The sequence below is a fragment of the Ensifer sp. EB106-05-01-XG146 genome (assembly GCF_058791875.1).
In genome coordinates, this window is the sequence record NZ_JBYTDX010000003.1 from 1,198,871 (window position 1) to 1,213,967 (window position 15,097).

Genomic DNA, 15,097 nt, shown 5'->3' on the forward strand with positions numbered 1-15,097 from the left:
GAGGCGGTGCGCTGCGCCTGGTACTTGTTCCCACGCTTCGGCATGGCGATGGCGGCCTGGTACTGTTTCGCGGACACGTGCTCGGTCATGCCGCCACCTCGCCGGGGCGCCCCGGCCCGAGCTCTTGGAACAAACACCGCTCGGTCGCGGTTGCACCACTAAAGAGGAGGCCTCCATGCCCAAGTCCCCAATCCCGACCATTCCAGATCCCGAATTTCCGCCGGACCTGCCGCCGGATGCTCCACCAGATCTGCCGGAGCCCCCGATCGAGGAGCCGGAGCCCGACGTCGGTCCCGACGTACCTCCTATTAGCCCTGTGCCCGGCGCAATTATTCCTCCGAAAATGTAGGCGCGACCGCAAGATAAGGAGAGGCCGGTGGAAATCCAGAGTTGGAGCAAATGCGTGATCATCCAGCTTCCGGAGCTCGACGGGGTGCAAATCGTATGGACCCCGGGTCGAGCGGCTAAGCTCCTGAGCGAGAACTGGCCCATAGACTTTGGCGTCGCGTACTCGGACGCGCTTTACAAATGCACCGACGCGGCGATGGGCACGTATCCATGGGAGCAAGCTCGCGCCGCGTTCATTGAAGCGATCGCCGAGGCAAAGGTCACAAGGCTGCGCTGAATCCATTCGTCTTATGCTGCCGCACCTCCCGGTTCGCGGAACAAAATTTATGCGGCTCCATTAGGCCTGCAAGAAGGGAGACCGATATGACCGACGACCCCAAAGAGCCGAGAAAGCCCGTGGAGGTCCCGCCCGGCGAGACACCCGATCCCATGCCAGACAATCCGGATCGCCCCATTGAGGAGCCCGGACCGGACGACGTCCCGGAAGAGGCGCCAGACGTTTCGGAAAGGCCAACCCTACGGAGGCCGCGATGATAAACATCTGGGATGCGAACGTTGAAGTGACGTTTGATAATCATTTTCACGTCATCAGGAATGCCCGAGAGGCGGTCGCATTCCTTATGAAGTCCTGGCCAGAGACGAAGAGCGCGAGTTACGCAGCGGCCCGGAAAGCTTGCCTGGATGCTGCCGAGGGAACGATTCCTGGCGCGGAAGCCAGGGCCGCCTTTGAAGCTGCTGCGAAAGAAGCCGGCATTCTCCGATAACGTTGGTGTCGCCCGGCCCGAGGTAGGCTGCCGCCGCGCGCTCTTCAAGGGCAGCGAGAGACCGATGGCACCATCACGAAGACGGGTGATCACTGCGAGTTTATAGTCTCGCACGCCGTTGTCGGCGCTGTTGATGGATTTTTGATGCGGAAGATCTGGGCTTCGAGATCTCTTCGCGGAGGTCGCGGCTTTCTCAGCCGCGTTGGCTTCCTTCATCTCCGAGTAGCGAACGACGTCGGTTTCGTTGTTCCACCAAGCTTTGAGAGGGCATTCCGTCCATTGCTTCTGGGTTCGCCCTTGGCGGCCTGCATCCGGCCGATCGACGGCTTTTCCATCGTCGATTTCAAAGAGGTGTCAAGCGAACTGAGGAATTGCAGCATAAGCAGTCCAAGAATTCGTCCGCACCTCCAGGGGATCAGTTTTTCATTTCGCCCGACAAGAGGCGACCGTCACCCGGTACGTGGCGAGATGGACAAGCGGGAATTCCAACAGAGCAAGGTGGCGATGCTCGACTTCTTCGACGACCTGATCGGGGTTGAGCGCGGCAACGCGCACCGAAACGCAGGTAGCGCCGAATGATGGCCGAGAATTCCGATCTCCCGTATTACCCACACTTGGAACCCATGGATGAGCTGCACCAAGGTCAGTCCGGCATGCGACGGCTGCTACGCCGAAGCGCTGATGGACAACGGTTACACAAGGTACAATGGGGCAACCGCGCGCGTCAGCGCACCGGCGCCCATACTTGGAATGACTCGCTGCGCACGAAAACCGCAACACACCGACGAGCAGGAAAGCCGGGCTCCAAGTCAGCGGAACTCCGGCGTTGGAGCCGATGCACCACGATCAGCACAGCCTTACGTCGTGCGAACTTTTCCGACTTCGTTTCCGTGTCCCTGCTCTTCGCGGTAGGCTTGTTCCAGGCGGTCAATCTTCGTTGATCGCAGGCGGCCGCTGGAACGGAGGAAGGCCAGCATCGCCTCCATGTCATCGCTGCCACCGGGACGCTCGCCGTAGGGCACAGGGCGTCGAGACAGCTTCTGCGCCCAGTAACGGATCTCGCGCTCGGCCGGCGGGTAACACATGCCGAGGCGGTAAAGCCGAGTGTCTGTTCGAACCCATCGTGGGGGCACCATATCGTCCATTTGGACGATGGGAGACGTGTGCCCATGCTCCCCGTCGCGGGTCACAGGATCGCTGAAGAACCAGCCGTATAGCCACGGGCGCCGGCCGCCTTCGCTGTCCTCCTCGATAAGCCACCCTTCAATGATCGGAGCAGAATCGAACTCCGTAACGGTCGGCCGAGCTGCTATGAACGGATCCACGTCAGGGAAATAGGGATCGGGAGCATTGAGAGGGTCTTCGAATGGTACGCCCTTGCCGAGTTCGCCGTCAGCGTGCTCGCTGCAGACGACCTTACGGAGGTCGCCGAAGGTGTGCAGACGCCCACGGCGTCCGCAGACCTCGCAGATGTGAAAGGATCGCGCGGCGGCTAGGCGGCAGGCATCGTCGATCGCGCGGCGAGCATCAGGTGCGATCTGTGCGATGGCATGATGCATGTGCAGAACGCCCTTCTTCTCCATCACCTCGAGCACCGTGAACGAGCCTCCTACAGCCATCACTTTGTCGGCCTCGGTGAAGAATGCGTGCAGGATGCCCAGCCAACCTTCGCCGCACGCAATCGCCAAAGGACGACGGTCCAATCCGAGATGCGGATACCGGTCGTTCGGGCGGATGATCAGTCTCACTGTTTGGCTCTCTCGTTTCTTCCGCTTAGAGCAGGAATTCCGCCGACCAGTTGTTGCGCCAGGTTGTACAGCGTCAGGAGCCTTAGATCGGAGCTCGAGGTCCACCGGTCAACCGGCAACGATCCGGCGAAGGTCCGGCCAGGCCCACCAACATCGCCGGGAAAATCCCGCTCCGGCGCTAATGCCGCCGGTTGTCGTTGGTCGATGTTGCGCTTTCCAGGACAACGATGCCGGAATAGAGGACCGGTGTTCCATCGCGATCCTGGAAACACCGACCAAAAGCAACGACCGAGACATACAAGCCAGCCCGCGTCCTGACGCGGTAGAACGACTGCTGAGCTCGTCCGCTCACGATCTTTTCCGTAATTGTCTTTGCCAACCCTGGTCGATCCTCCGGATGGACCCGGTCGAGATAAAGTTTCAGCGGCAGTCCCTGTCTCGTCTCGCTCGCGGCGAGACCGAAGAGCGCAGCCAGGGCCGAATCTCCATAGACAAGGTCGCGAACGATATCCCAGGTGAAGATCCCGGAGTCCGTCGCATCCGCATCTGTGAGTTCGACAATAATCGTGCGCTCTCCGTCCTCCTTCATTGCTCCGCCTAACCCCCTGCCATCAATTGCCGTTGGCCACTCGTCGCAAACCCAATTCCCTTCGGGTGCCCACGCGGGGTGTGCCGATCGAACAGCTGGCGCAAGCCATCATGAAGCCGTTTGTTGAAGCCGCCATCACAGTCCTCGAGCAGATCGAGATAGAATGTCGCGATCGTACCGAATTCGGCTGCGTCGCGCGGCACGCGTCGTTCGATCGATTGAAACAACTGCTTAATCGTCTCTTCGAGTGAGCGGAAGCGCTCAATATCATACCCGTAAACCGTCTCATCCAGTTGGCACTGGGCCGTTTTAAGTTGGATCACGAGGTCTGCGACGCTCGTAGCGGTGTTCGTGTCAGATCGTTGAATTCTCATTAGCACGCACTAACAGACACGACTACCCGCACCGCTACCCGCCACGTCAGATTCTTTCGCGCGCGCAGCATTTCTTGTAACGAACGGCGCGCGAGCGTGGCCGATAAGCAGCATTGTTTCGCAATCCAACTCCAGGTGAGGCCCCGCTTGGACCGGCACTCAGATCCAAATGGCCGGTTGTGCGTCAAGGTAACGGCTTCCGCCCGGGCTCAAACTCAGCGTCGGAGCTGCAGGATATAGCGAGCAAGCTTTCGGCTCTCGCGCAACAAATCAAATCAATCGCGGCTACCCCGCTCGGCGACGCTATCGATCTCGACGAAAGCAGCGAGCGGTCGCGGAAAGCGGCAATAGAATAACTTGGAAACATTGCTGCTATTGCGGATTGACCGGACGCTGTCCCCGCAAACTCTCTACGCTAAACCGCCCAATTCCCGAAGTCCGAAGGCAAGCGGCGCGGCGTGTCTGCGACCGCGCCGTTAAATTTGGCGAACAGAGCCTGGCGGCAAAGATAGAGCGCCTTTTGTTTGCCTCCGAGCCGTTGAGCCACGACGAAGTTCATTTACGATGCAAGGTTCTTCGGCCGGGCATATCGAAGGTGATGGCCGGATAACACCAACGACGGATCATGCCGTAAAATGCTATCAACCATCACGATTAAAGCCGCCCGCGATGAAGATGTGCCTGTACTCGGAAAGTACGGGGCTGACCTGATGGCGCTTCATCATCAATGGGACCCCGAGCGCTTCATCCCGACGGGAACCGGCACGGAGGCATCTTATGCCAGATGGTTGGGAAGTCAGCTTGAAAAGTCCGAGGTCGTGGTCCTCGCCGCTGAGCAAGATGAAATGATCGTCGGTTACGCCTATGCATCTGTTGAGGGCCATGACTACATGGCGCTCCGAGGACCGGCGGGCGTCATTCACGATCTTTTCGTCGAGCCCGAAAAGCGCAGCCAAGGCATCGGCCGGATGCTGCTCGAGGCAGCTGTTGCAGCGCTTAAAGAGCGAGGAGCAAACCTTATCGTGCTTTCCACGGCGCACAGAAACGAAGCTGCTCAACGACTCTTTGCCGCAGCGGGCTTTCGCCCGACGATGGTCGAGATGACACTCGACGTGAAAGCTTAATTTCTCGGCATCCAGGGCGCCGACACCTCACCTGGCCAGCCACCAGCGACCGGACATGTCGGCGATGCGCGAACATCTGGGCTCGAACTTTTCCGGAGTGTTGAAGCCGACAAGCCGAACGCTCGTACCATGCTGATGCGAACCCTGTCGCCGTCGGTGACCGTGAAGGATTGAACTTTAGTCGCCAGAAGACGTTGCCGGCTGATTGGAGCTGGGTCCGCTCGTCGGCAGCCTTTCGGTCGACATCTGGCCGACCGCGACCGGTATCACCATCAGCAGCAACCAAGGATTTTGAAGTCTCTCTGGCTGAAGCGTCGCCGGCGGGCACTACGCCAAAGATGGCGCGCGGCAGTCAACGCTCTCTGGTTTTCGGCAATCGGGTTGATGAACGAATTCGGCGCCGAGCCGCGCGAGGGGACCATAACGGTCGATCTTCTGGCGCATGTCCGTGAGGGCTGGCGCTGCCAGGCGGCAGGCTGCCCTTCACGCAAGATCTGGTCGATGCGACGGCGATAAGAGGTGACCTAGACCTCGCTCAGAAAATTTGCCCCCCAAGCCAAAGGATCATAGCCAAAGGCGGGGCAAAGGCGAGGTATCTTGGCCGTGGCATTCCGCCGATCGCCAACGAGAAAGGCCCGCCCCTCACCTACTAGGGGCCTCGCCGTCGAGCGATATCGATGACGTTGTCCCGCGACGCGCTCGACTCCTCGAAATCAAGATCGCCTGTGCGTTGCCGCATAGACTACAGATCACAATGTCATTTCTTGACAGATCGTTCCAGAATAGCTATTTCACGGCGATGGCGCGAAAAAAGGAATTCGACAAAGACAAGGCGGTGGGTGCCGCAATCGACGTGTTTCGCGAACACGGCTTCGAGGGCACATCGACTGAGATGCTGGTGCGCGCGATGAAGATCGGACGACAAAGCCTCTACGACACCTTTGGAGACAAATGGGCGCTCTACCGATTAGCAGTGGAACGTTATGCATTCGAAGAAACTGAAGCCCACGTGACGATGTTGCGCAGCCAGCGACGGGCCGTCGACGGGATCGCGGCAATGATAGAACGAGTGGTGGAGCGCGCCCATTGCGCCTGCCTCGGCGTCAATTCGATTTGTGAATTTGGCCAGAGCCGGTCGGAACTTAACGCGCTCCATCATGCTGCCGACAATCGCTTGAGGAAAGCGGCAGTGGAATGCATCAAGCAAGCCCAAACCGAAAACGATGTCGAAAAATCGCTGTCGGCAGAGGCTGTTGCCTCTTTCCTCATTACCAGCATCGCTGGCATTCGTATCGCGGCCCGTGGAGGTAGCCCTCGCTCGGAATTGGAATCCCTCGGAGAACTGGCAATCCGTGCAATCCGGTAGCACCCCAAAAAAATTTGCACAATTCTGGAACAATCAGTCAAGAAAGGAACTGACTATGAAAGCTGTGGTCATGAACGGCGTGGGCGATAGCGACGTTATGGAATTCGTTGAGCGCCCAGAGCCTGTGGCAACGCCCGGACACGTTATCGTTGAGGTCCGCGTGGCAGGTGTGAATTTCATGGATATCGGCGTTCGGCAGGGCATGGCGTGGACGGAAACCCCGAACCCGAAAGTGCTTGGCGTCGAGGGCGCCGGCCGCGTGCTCAGTGTTGGCGACGCGTTACGGATATTGCCGTGGGCGATCACGTCGCCTGGGTCTATGCCCCCGGAAGCTACTCCGAGCGCCTGTCGATCCCGGCAACGTCGCTCGTCAAGGTCCCCGACTTCATTGATGACCGAACGGCCGCATCAATCATGATGCAGGGCCTGACCGCCAGCCACTTTGCCACCGATTTCTATGCCGTCCAACCTGGGGACATCGCGCTCGTTCATGCTGCAGCGGGCGGCGTAGGACTGCTCCTGACGCAGATCATAAAGCTCCGAGGCGGGCGCGTCATCGGGCGCGTGTCATCGAAAGACAAGGTCGCCATCGCGCAAAATGCCGGCGCCGAGCACGTGATCGTCGATACAGAAGGAGAGTTTGTCAACGAGGTGCTCCGCTTCACCGGTGGTCGGGGAGTGGACGTGGTCTATGATGGCTCCGGTCCCAAGACATTCAAAGCGTCCCTCGAAGTACTGCGGCGGTCAGGAACGCTCTGTTGGTATGGCCCGGTGCTGGGTGGGCCGGGCCCGCTCGACATCATGAGCCTGCCGAAAAGCGTCAAGATCGGCTATGGCGTCTTCTTCGACCATATCCACTCACCCGAACTCTTTCGCGAGCGCGCCGGCCGGCTTTTCGATTGGATCGCGGACGGGTCGTTGAAGGTCACTGCAGGGGGAAGCTACCCTCTCAAGGATGCTGCGCAGGCACATAAGGACATGGCCAGCCGCAAGACAACTGGCAAGCTGCTCCTGATTCCAGGAGGGTCGTGAACAACCCACGTTTGGATGAGCAGTCGACAGCCCCGACAACCATTCTTCTGTGTCGCTTGTTTGTAAATTGGCCGCGATATCCTGAGAGTTACATCCAACAGGTCGCGACGGGAACCAGGCGGCTGCGAGCATCGCTCCTCGGGCGGGGTCGCCAGGTTAGGTACCGCCGCCGCGCACAGCTCACATCTTTGACACACCAGTGAACGAGCAATATCTATGATCTCCCCGGAGATGCTGCGAAAACTCCATCCTGTCCCTTAGCGATCGGGAGAGATTCTCACTGAAGATAATGCTCAATGCAATGAAACTTGGCGCGTCGGCTGGCTCACGGGACGCATGGGCGGAGCGTTGCGCGATATAAGTCGCGCAACCAACCGTCCAGATGCCGTGACCACATCTATTATGGCATCGTAATATTCCTCATCCTTGGTCAGCTCATCTACGACCCGTTGACCGTAAGCGACGGCAGCCCCATCCGATGAATACTTTCGACCGACTTCGTCGCGGCTAACGACGCCTGCTGTATGGATATTAAATAGATAGCGGCGCATGAGATCCCACTCCGTACGTGATGCCGCTGCGCTGATGAAACAAAGCGCGCTGCCAGCGACAATTCGAGGCTTGACATGAGCGCGCAACTTATCGGGCCCTGACCGCCTTGTCGCGTGACAGGAGCGTGACGGTGACATTTTACGGCTATCGGGCCATGGTGCACTGGAAAAGCGGTGACCACCGTGCAACGCCGCATTCCTCCAGCCCAGGGGCAAGGTCAGCCGAACGCTGCGGTGATCCCGACACTCAATTGGCGTGGGGTGCTACGCGCCACACCTTGTTTCCGACATCATCGGCGACCAGCAACGCGCCGTCGCGAGCAATCGCAACGCCCACCGGCCGACCCAAAGCCTTACCTTCGGCGCTTAGGAAACCCGTGAGGATATCGCGCGGCGGGCCGGACGGCCGGCCGGCGGCAAAAGGCACGAAAATGACCTTGTAGCCGCTGCGCGGGATGCGGTTCCATGAGCCGTGTTGACCGACAAAGGCACCGCTTTTCATCTCGGGCCCGAACAGATCGCCGGTGTTGAAAGTCAGGCCGAGTGACGCCGTGTGAGGCCCGAGCGCGTAGTCAGGCTTGATAGCGACGGCCACAAGCTCCTGGTTCTGGGGTTCGACGCGATCATCAACATGTTGGCCATACCAGCTATAGGGCCAGCCGTAGAAGGCACCATCTTGTACGGACGTCATATAGTCGGGCACGAGGTCAGGGCCGATCTCATCGCGCTCATTGACGACGACCCAGAGCTGGCCTGAATCAGGCTGCCAGGACAACCCATTGGGGTTGCGAAGACCGGATGCGAACAGCCGCGTCTGTCGGCTGGCGAGGTCGATCTCGTGGACCGCGGCTCGTCCTTTCTCCTCATCCATGCCATTCTCGGCTACGTTGGAATTGGAGCCCACGGTGGCATAGAGCTTTGTTCCGTCGCGGCTGGCGATGACATCCTTTGTCCAGTGATGGTTGCGACCTGAAGGCAGGTCGACGATCTTGTCAGGCGCCCCGGTGATTTGCGTTGCGCCTTCCTGATAGGGAAAGGCCACGATGGCGTCGGCATTGGCGACATAGAGTGTGCTGTCGAGCAATGACATTCCAAAGGGGGAGTAGAGCCCAGTGATGAACGGTGTCTTGGTTTCCGCCACGCCGTCACCATCTGAATCACGCAGAAGCGATATGCGGTTGGCGCTCTTCGTCTCGGCACCGGCTCTAGCCTGGAAGAGGCCCATGAAGAAGGCCCGGATCGAAAAGCCCGCGTCGGGCTTCGGCGGCGCATTGCTTTCGGCCACCAGAACATCGCCATTGGGCAGCACATGGAGCCAGCGTGGATGCTCCAGATCGCCGGCGTATTCCTTGACTTCAAGCCCTTGCGCCGCGACGGGCATTTGCCCATTGGGCCAGGGCGTGGCCTCGGCGACGTTCACGGAAGGCAACCACTCGGCTTTCGGTTCAACGAGAACCGGATCCGGTCCATAGGTCTGCTCGATCGGCACCGTGGCTTCATGCCGGGACAGCGCAACTAAGCCCCCACCCGCGGCAACCACAAGCGCAGCGACAACAAGAACGGTGATCAGCAGCTTTTTCATGACCGGCTCCTCAATGACCGAGCCAAACGATTTCGGCACGAAGGTGTTTCAATCCTCAGGAGGCAAACTCGAAAAATATGCCGAAACATTCTCGATATCTGCGTCAGACAGGTATTCTGCCGCACTCTCCATCAAATGGCTGAACGGAGTTCCCGATCGCGAGCCTTCGCGAAAGAGCTTCAGTTGTGCCGCGAGAAATGCCTCGGGCTGACCGTCAAGCCTTGGGTAGGACGGGTTACGTTGCGAATTTTGGTGGCAGCCCAAGCATGCCGGAACTTTTTGGGCGGGACGGCCGTGCTGCGCAATCTGCTCGCCCTGCCCCACCCGATCGTCTTTTAGTGGTTGCACCACCGCATTGCGCTTCAAAGCTGCGAAATGGCTGGCAAGAGCGCGAAGATGCCCCGGATCCACCGACTGCACGGGAAGTTGCATCATGCCGCTTGGTCTACGTCCCTCGAGATAGGCGTTGAGGCTTTCGAGCAGATAGGCCTCCTTCTGTCCTGCAAGAACAGGCGTGAGCGGGCTAAAGCCCATCCCATCGGTCCCATGGCAGCGGGTACATTCTGCCAATGCATCTTCGAATCGGAACGCATGCATGGGTGGCTGTGGCCTCTCGCGATAGGCGAGCAAACGATAGGTGGCCGCATCCATAGCCGGAAGCTTTCGCAGGAACGCAACCATGCTCCAGATTTCGTCGTCGCGCGCCTGGGTCGGCCACGCCGGCATGCCGGTGAAGCGAACCCCGTGCTTCACGATGCGAAACAGTTCTGCGTCCTCCCATTGCTCGACTACAGCGGAAAGATCCGGCGGTCGCGGCAACATCGCAAGTGCTGCTGGGGACCGCGGTTCGCCCGGCGCACCGTGGCAGGTAGCACAGCCACGGGCAAAGTGACCGGCTGCCGGTGGGATGCCGTTATCAGGTAGCCTCTCCGGGGCATCAACGGCGAGCGCATAGGTGCGAACGGCCGAACGCATGGCAAAATGCAAAAACCACTCGGTTATCCTCCAATGGCCGGAAGACGCACCGACGTTGAAGAAGCCGATCCAGGTGGCAAAAAGGACGACGATCGGCAGGATGGCGAGCCCGACGGCCAGGTGCTTCCATCGAACATGCATCAGGCGACCCTCCGGTTTGGCTCTGCAAGCAGACCGGAAAGCAAGGCGACCCCACCTGCGAGATAGGCTGCGGCGCCAACCATCAGCATGACAACGGCGCCGAGTTGCTGATCCTGAGCCGCCGTCAAGGTCGTGCCGAAACAGGTGACATCGCCAAATTGATAGAGCGTGCGTGGGCTGAGCGCCAAGAGGGCGCCGAGGAGCGTCATATGAACGCTCGTCAGCAGCAAACCGAAGGCGCCTGCCGCATTGCTTGAAGACCTGTTCGTGCTCCCGGCCGCAAGACACGTGGACCATAGGAACAACCCGGCGGCTAGAAAGCAGGCCTGCTCAAGGGCGGTGCCCCAAAGCGAACTCTCCGCCAACCGACGTGCAGCCGGTGCATGCCAACCCCAGACCACCAGGAGTTCGACGAGCGAGGCGACGATCGGCAACCCGGTGAGCACGGGCCGGCGACAGCTGGCGAGACGGGGAGCAACACCTATAGCGATCAGAGGTGCTGCGACTGCTACGACCCCCATGTGCGCGAGCATGTGGGCGGTAACCGAGCCGCGCCACGCACTCAACAGCGGGCCAAGCCAGATAACGGCCAAAAGGAGGCAACCATTCGCAAGCCAGAGCACCCTCATCGCAAGCACTCCGAAACAAAGATCGTCGGCAGTGCCGTCATCAGGACGGCGACGAAACTCAAGCCGGCAAGCAGCAAGGTTGCAAATCCCTGAAACAGAAGGCGATCGTGGCGCGTCGGATCGTCATGCGGAGGATCGTGCGCGCCGAAGCCCCACTGGCGCCACGCAAGGAACGCCGAAAGCCCAATGGCTGCGAGCGCTAAAACCGTGATGACGGCGATGCCTAGGCGCAAGGATTTGAACTCCATCGCGAACAACGCTGGTTTGGCACAGAAAATCGCCGCGCTGGCGTAGCATATCAGGAAGTGCCCGGCCCAGATGGCCGGCCCCGTGAACAGCGTCCAGAACGTTTCGATTTCCCTTGGCAGCAGACGCATTAAAGTGCCTCCGGGAAAAGACCGATCACGAAGAAGGTGATGAGCGCCGTAATTGCCAGGAAATGCCAGTAGAGGGCCACGTTGCGCAGGTCCATGTCGTGGGTTTTCGTAAGGCGCCCGGCAAGGCTTCGCGCAAGACAATAAGCAAGCATGACAGCGCCGACACAAGCATGAACGACTGTCCAGCAAACCAGCACCCAGACGATGGCCGGGTAAACATGGGCGGTCGGGTTCATGGCGTGCAACCAGGGCCCCGCGATGCCAGCCGCGGATGCGACGACCGTCAGGGCGAGCGCCACGATCAAAGCGGCACGCGCGAACGCCGTACGCGCGAGGGCGTTGAAATGTCTTGCAGCCAAGGTGGCGAGCCACGCAAAGACAAAGAGCGCTGCCGAAACCAGTGGCCACATCATTCCGGGACCAGCTGATCCCGCCGTGAAGTCTTCGTGTATCGTCCAATAGAAAAAATAGCCGAAGATCAGGCTCGCAAAGGCGGTGCTGTCGCCCACCATCGTGATGAACATGGCCCACCAGCCGACTGAGGACGGACCGGATGCGTAAAGCGGCAAGGCGAGCCCAACGCCGACGTCCTTCTGCGGCTTCTCGGGAATTTCCCCGGTCCCCGTCCAGAGCCAATAGAGGATCGCACAGAAACAGGTGAAGGCGGCGATTGCCCCTGCGATCCACCACTTAAACGTCAAAGCGATGAACACGGCACCGAGCGAGAAAGCCGAGAGGATGGTGACCTTTGAGGTGCCGCCAACGCGCAAGACCTGTTCCGGCCGTGCATCGAGCACGGAGGTGACCAGACCTTCGCGACGCCCTTCCTTGGCGTCGGGAAGATACCATCGCCCCTCGCTGATCTCGCGGGCAAGCGTCGGTTGATCCCAAAGTGGATAGCGGCTCGAAACGAAGGGAACGGAGCGCACACCCCAGTTTTCCTCAGGCTCGCTGACCCATTCAAGCGTTCCGGCATTCCACGGGTTTTGTTCGGCGCGAGGCTCCCGGTGCTTAGGGCGCAGGACATCCCACACCACGATCAAAACGCCGAAGGCAAACACGATGGCGCCGACAGACGACACAAGGTTCAAGAGGTTCCACCCAAGGTCGGCCGGATAGGTAAAAACCCGACGCGGCATGCCGAAAAGGCCGGTCAGATGCATTGGAAAGAAGGTGACGTTGAAACCGACAAACATCAGCCAGAAGGCAATGTGTCCGAGCGTATTGGACAGACGTTTTGCATCGATGAGGGGGTAATAGTAGTAGATCCCCGCAACGACCGGCAACAGCATCCCTCCAATCAGGACATAGTGGAGGTGGGCAACCACGAAGTAAGTGTCGTGCGCTTGCCAGTCGAAGGGCGCAATTGCCACCATGACGCCGGTTAGCCCGCCGATGACGAAAATGGCGATGCCGCCTGCCCCGAACAGCATTGGAGTAGAAAGGATGACGCGGCCAGCAAGCATGGTGGCAATGAAGACGAAGACTTGAACCGCCGTTGGGATCGCCACTGCCTCGGAAGCGGCCGAAAAGAAGGCAAGCGATATCTGGGGCAGTCCTGTCGCGAACATGTGGTGTACCCACAAGCCGAATGACAGGAAGCCCGTGCCGACCGCGGCAAGCACGATCCAGGAGTAACCCACGATCGGACGCCCCGAAAAGGTTGGAACGATCATCGCCATCAAGGCAATCGCCGGCAGGAAGATGATGTAGACCTCCGGATGGCCGAAAATCCAGAAAAGGTGCTGCCACAGCAGCGGATCGCCGCCGCGTGCCGGATCGAAGAAGGGCCAGTCGAACATGCGCTGCATTTCAAAGAGGATATCGCCGGCAATCAGCGGCGGAAATGCAAAGAGGATCATGCCGGCGACAATCAGCAGATACCAGGCGAAGAGCGGCATCAGATTGATGCGCATGCCGGGCGCGCGACATTTCATGATCCCGACGATGAGCTCCACCGCCGCTGCAATCGAAGCCACCTCGATGAAAGAGAGGCCTAGCAGCCAGATGTCGGCGCCAATGCCGGAAAGTTTTTCGTCGGTTGCCAACGGCGGATACATAAACCAACCGGAGGAAGGCGCTGCATCAAAGAAAATCGAGCCGCACACAAAGATGCCACCGAGAAAAAAACTCCAGAACCCGAACGCGCCCAGTCGCGGAAACGGCAACTCTCGAGCCCCGATCATCGGCGGCAACAGAAAAATCGCCACTGCCTCGAAGATTGGCACGGCAAACAGGAACATCATGACGGTCCCGTGCAGCGTGAATAGCTGATTGTAGAAGTCCGCCGAAACCAGATCATTGTCGGGCATGGCCAATTGCGCCCGCATAATCAATGCCAGCGCGCCGGCAAAGAGCAGAAAGATGAAGGCGGTGGACGCATACCACAGCCCAACCTGCGTGTTGTTGACGCTCGTCCAGTAGCGCCAGCCGTGCGGATTCTCCCATACTTTGCGCAGCCGCTCGCTCTGCGCTGCGCGCTCCTCTTCACTCGCGCGGGCGCCCGGCTCGGTCATCTCAGTCCTTTCAGCCAGGCGGCGATTGCACGGATATCTTGCGGCGCCAGCATGGAGAAAGCGGGCATGGCTGCACCAGGCTTGATCGCACCCGGGTTCGCGATGAAGCCAGCAATGTTGTCCTCGGTGTTGGCGACGATCCCGGCTCCCAGCATCTGCCGAGACCCTAGGTGAGAAAGATCGGGTCCAGCCGCGCCTGCGGCCTCCGTGCCCGCAACGCGATGACAGGAGCCGCAGCCATGGCGCAAGAAGAGTGCGCGCCCCTCTCCCGCGACGTTTATCGAGGCTTTCGCCTGGCTGGCAAGCCATGCGTCGAACGCGTCGGGTTCCATGGTCACTGCGGTGAGCGCCATGAATGCGTGAGACGTCCCGCAAAATTCGGCGCACGCGCCGCGAAATACCCCCGTTCTTTGCGCCATCAGCGAAAGGCGGTTTTCGCGACCCGGGATCATATCCATCTTGCCCCCGAGAGAGGGTATCCAGAAGGAATGGATCACGTCATCGCTCTTCAGTAGAAATTCTATTCGCCGACCGACCGGCAAGCGGATCTCGTTTGCCGCTGCGATTGTGAGGCCGCGATGGACATAGACCACTTGCCACCAATATTGCCTGCCGGTGACTTCGACCCGAAAATCCGTAGCATCGCGAAAAGTCGGCGAAGGTCTAAGCGTCGGCATTAACCAGAATGCATATGTCAAAAGGGCAAAGAGCGTCACAGTTGGGAACACGCCGCCGCCCCACAGGACGAGCCGGCTTGCGGCAGGCTCTGCGAAAACTCGTCTTTGACTGCGCACGGCAAAGCAGACGAAGGCGACCACCGCGAACCAGATCGCGGCTGCGCCGATGGACATGACGACAAACAGAGTCAACGTCGCCTCTGCTTCCGAACCCGCGGGGCTCAACGCGGATTGAGTGCCCTGGCAGCCAGGCAGAGCAACCGCGATTAAGGGCAGCCTTTGGAGCAATCTTCGTCTTTGAGAT

At 59.6% G+C, this 15,097-nt stretch carries 16 protein-coding genes and 1 pseudogene; 7 read left to right on the forward strand and 10 right to left on the reverse strand.

Going from position 1 to position 15,097, the window contains the following annotated elements:
- Window positions 1–376: 376 nt before the first annotated feature.
- The 4 genes from AC3WVQ_RS34280 (at window position 377) to AC3WVQ_RS34295 (ending at window position 2,024) form a co-directional block, all read left to right on the forward strand.
- Window positions 377–625 carry a DUF982 domain-containing protein gene (locus AC3WVQ_RS34280; protein ID WP_034800356.1) on the forward strand — a complete coding sequence of 83 codons (249 nt, stop codon included), beginning with the start codon at window positions 377–379 and terminating at the stop codon, window positions 623–625.
- A gap of 253 nt (window positions 626–878) precedes the next feature.
- Window positions 879–1,112 carry a DUF982 domain-containing protein gene (locus AC3WVQ_RS34285; protein ID WP_034800350.1) on the forward strand — a complete coding sequence of 78 codons (234 nt, stop codon included), beginning with the start codon at window positions 879–881 and terminating at the stop codon, window positions 1,110–1,112.
- Between the two features lie 144 nt (window positions 1,113–1,256).
- Window positions 1,257–1,691 (forward strand): hypothetical protein, encoded by a 435-nt coding sequence (locus AC3WVQ_RS34290; protein WP_192358715.1) that lies wholly within the window; start codon window positions 1,257–1,259, stop codon window positions 1,689–1,691.
- A 48-nt stretch (window positions 1,692–1,739) separates the two neighbouring features.
- Window positions 1,740–2,024: a hypothetical protein gene (locus AC3WVQ_RS34295; protein WP_192358690.1), complete on the forward strand. Its 285-nt coding sequence runs from the start codon at window positions 1,740–1,742 to the stop codon at window positions 2,022–2,024.
- Here the strand turns inward: AC3WVQ_RS34295 and AC3WVQ_RS34300 are convergent.
- From AC3WVQ_RS34300 to AC3WVQ_RS34310, 3 genes are all read right to left on the reverse strand, one after another.
- Window positions 1,970–2,860 carry a hypothetical protein gene (locus tag AC3WVQ_RS34300; RefSeq protein ID WP_192358687.1) on the reverse strand — a complete coding sequence of 297 codons (891 nt, stop codon included), beginning with the start codon at window positions 2,858–2,860 and terminating at the stop codon, window positions 1,970–1,972. The genes AC3WVQ_RS34295 and AC3WVQ_RS34300 overlap by 55 nt on opposite strands.
- A 178-nt stretch (window positions 2,861–3,038) precedes the next feature.
- Complete coding sequence (locus AC3WVQ_RS34305; protein ID WP_192358684.1) at window positions 3,039–3,449, reverse strand: PAS domain-containing protein; 411 nt, start codon at window positions 3,447–3,449, stop codon at window positions 3,039–3,041.
- Window positions 3,450–3,457: 8 nt separating this feature from the next.
- Complete coding sequence (locus AC3WVQ_RS34310) at window positions 3,458–3,772, reverse strand: hypothetical protein (protein ID WP_492383533.1); 315 nt, start codon at window positions 3,770–3,772, stop codon at window positions 3,458–3,460.
- Window positions 3,773–4,458: 686 nt separating this feature from the next.
- Between AC3WVQ_RS34310 and AC3WVQ_RS34315 the strand changes: the two genes are divergently transcribed.
- The 3 genes and pseudogenes from AC3WVQ_RS34315 (at window position 4,459) to AC3WVQ_RS34325 (ending at window position 7,345) form a co-directional block, all read left to right on the forward strand.
- On the forward strand, window positions 4,459–4,947 hold the full coding sequence (locus AC3WVQ_RS34315) for a GNAT family N-acetyltransferase (protein ID WP_034800331.1): 489 nt from the start codon (window positions 4,459–4,461) through the stop codon (window positions 4,945–4,947).
- Window positions 4,948–5,746: 799 nt separating this feature from the next.
- A complete protein-coding gene (locus AC3WVQ_RS34320; protein WP_192358713.1) occupies window positions 5,747–6,313 on the forward strand; it encodes a TetR/AcrR family transcriptional regulator in 567 nt (188 codons plus the stop codon).
- A 55-nt stretch (window positions 6,314–6,368) separates the two neighbouring features.
- Window positions 6,369–7,345, forward strand: a pseudogene (locus tag AC3WVQ_RS34325) (quinone oxidoreductase family protein).
- 293 nt (window positions 7,346–7,638) lie between these two features.
- Here the strand turns inward: AC3WVQ_RS34325 and AC3WVQ_RS34330 are convergent.
- The 7 genes from AC3WVQ_RS34330 to coxB all read right to left on the reverse strand — a co-directional run bounded on the left by AC3WVQ_RS34330 (window position 7,639) and on the right by coxB (window position 14,985).
- Window positions 7,639–7,896: a DUF6894 family protein gene (locus AC3WVQ_RS34330; protein WP_192445722.1), complete on the reverse strand. Its 258-nt coding sequence runs from the start codon at window positions 7,894–7,896 to the stop codon at window positions 7,639–7,641.
- A gap of 247 nt (window positions 7,897–8,143) precedes the next feature.
- A complete protein-coding gene (locus tag AC3WVQ_RS34335; RefSeq protein ID WP_060520201.1) occupies window positions 8,144–9,478 on the reverse strand; it encodes a PQQ-dependent sugar dehydrogenase in 1,335 nt (444 codons plus the stop codon).
- Window positions 9,479–9,526: 48 nt separating this feature from the next.
- Window positions 9,527–10,594: a c-type cytochrome gene (locus AC3WVQ_RS34340; RefSeq protein ID WP_063891187.1), complete on the reverse strand. Its 1,068-nt coding sequence runs from the start codon at window positions 10,592–10,594 to the stop codon at window positions 9,527–9,529.
- On the reverse strand, window positions 10,594–11,223 hold the full coding sequence (locus AC3WVQ_RS34345) for a cytochrome c oxidase assembly protein (protein WP_113189677.1): 630 nt from the start codon (window positions 11,221–11,223) through the stop codon (window positions 10,594–10,596). Before AC3WVQ_RS34345 ends, AC3WVQ_RS34340 begins: the two co-directional genes overlap by 1 nt.
- Entirely contained in the window at window positions 11,220–11,600 is a 381-nt protein-coding gene (locus AC3WVQ_RS34350) for a hypothetical protein (RefSeq protein WP_034800322.1), read from the reverse strand. The genes AC3WVQ_RS34345 and AC3WVQ_RS34350 overlap by 4 nt, the downstream gene beginning before the upstream one ends.
- A complete protein-coding gene (gene ctaD, locus AC3WVQ_RS34355) occupies window positions 11,600–14,116 on the reverse strand; it encodes a cytochrome c oxidase subunit I (protein ID WP_192358678.1) in 2,517 nt (838 codons plus the stop codon). Before ctaD ends, AC3WVQ_RS34350 begins: the two co-directional genes overlap by 1 nt.
- On the reverse strand, window positions 14,113–14,985 hold the full coding sequence (coxB, locus tag AC3WVQ_RS34360) for a cytochrome c oxidase subunit II (RefSeq protein ID WP_234824594.1): 873 nt from the start codon (window positions 14,983–14,985) through the stop codon (window positions 14,113–14,115). Before coxB ends, ctaD begins: the two co-directional genes overlap by 4 nt.
- Between the last annotated feature and the right edge of the window lie 112 nt (window positions 14,986–15,097).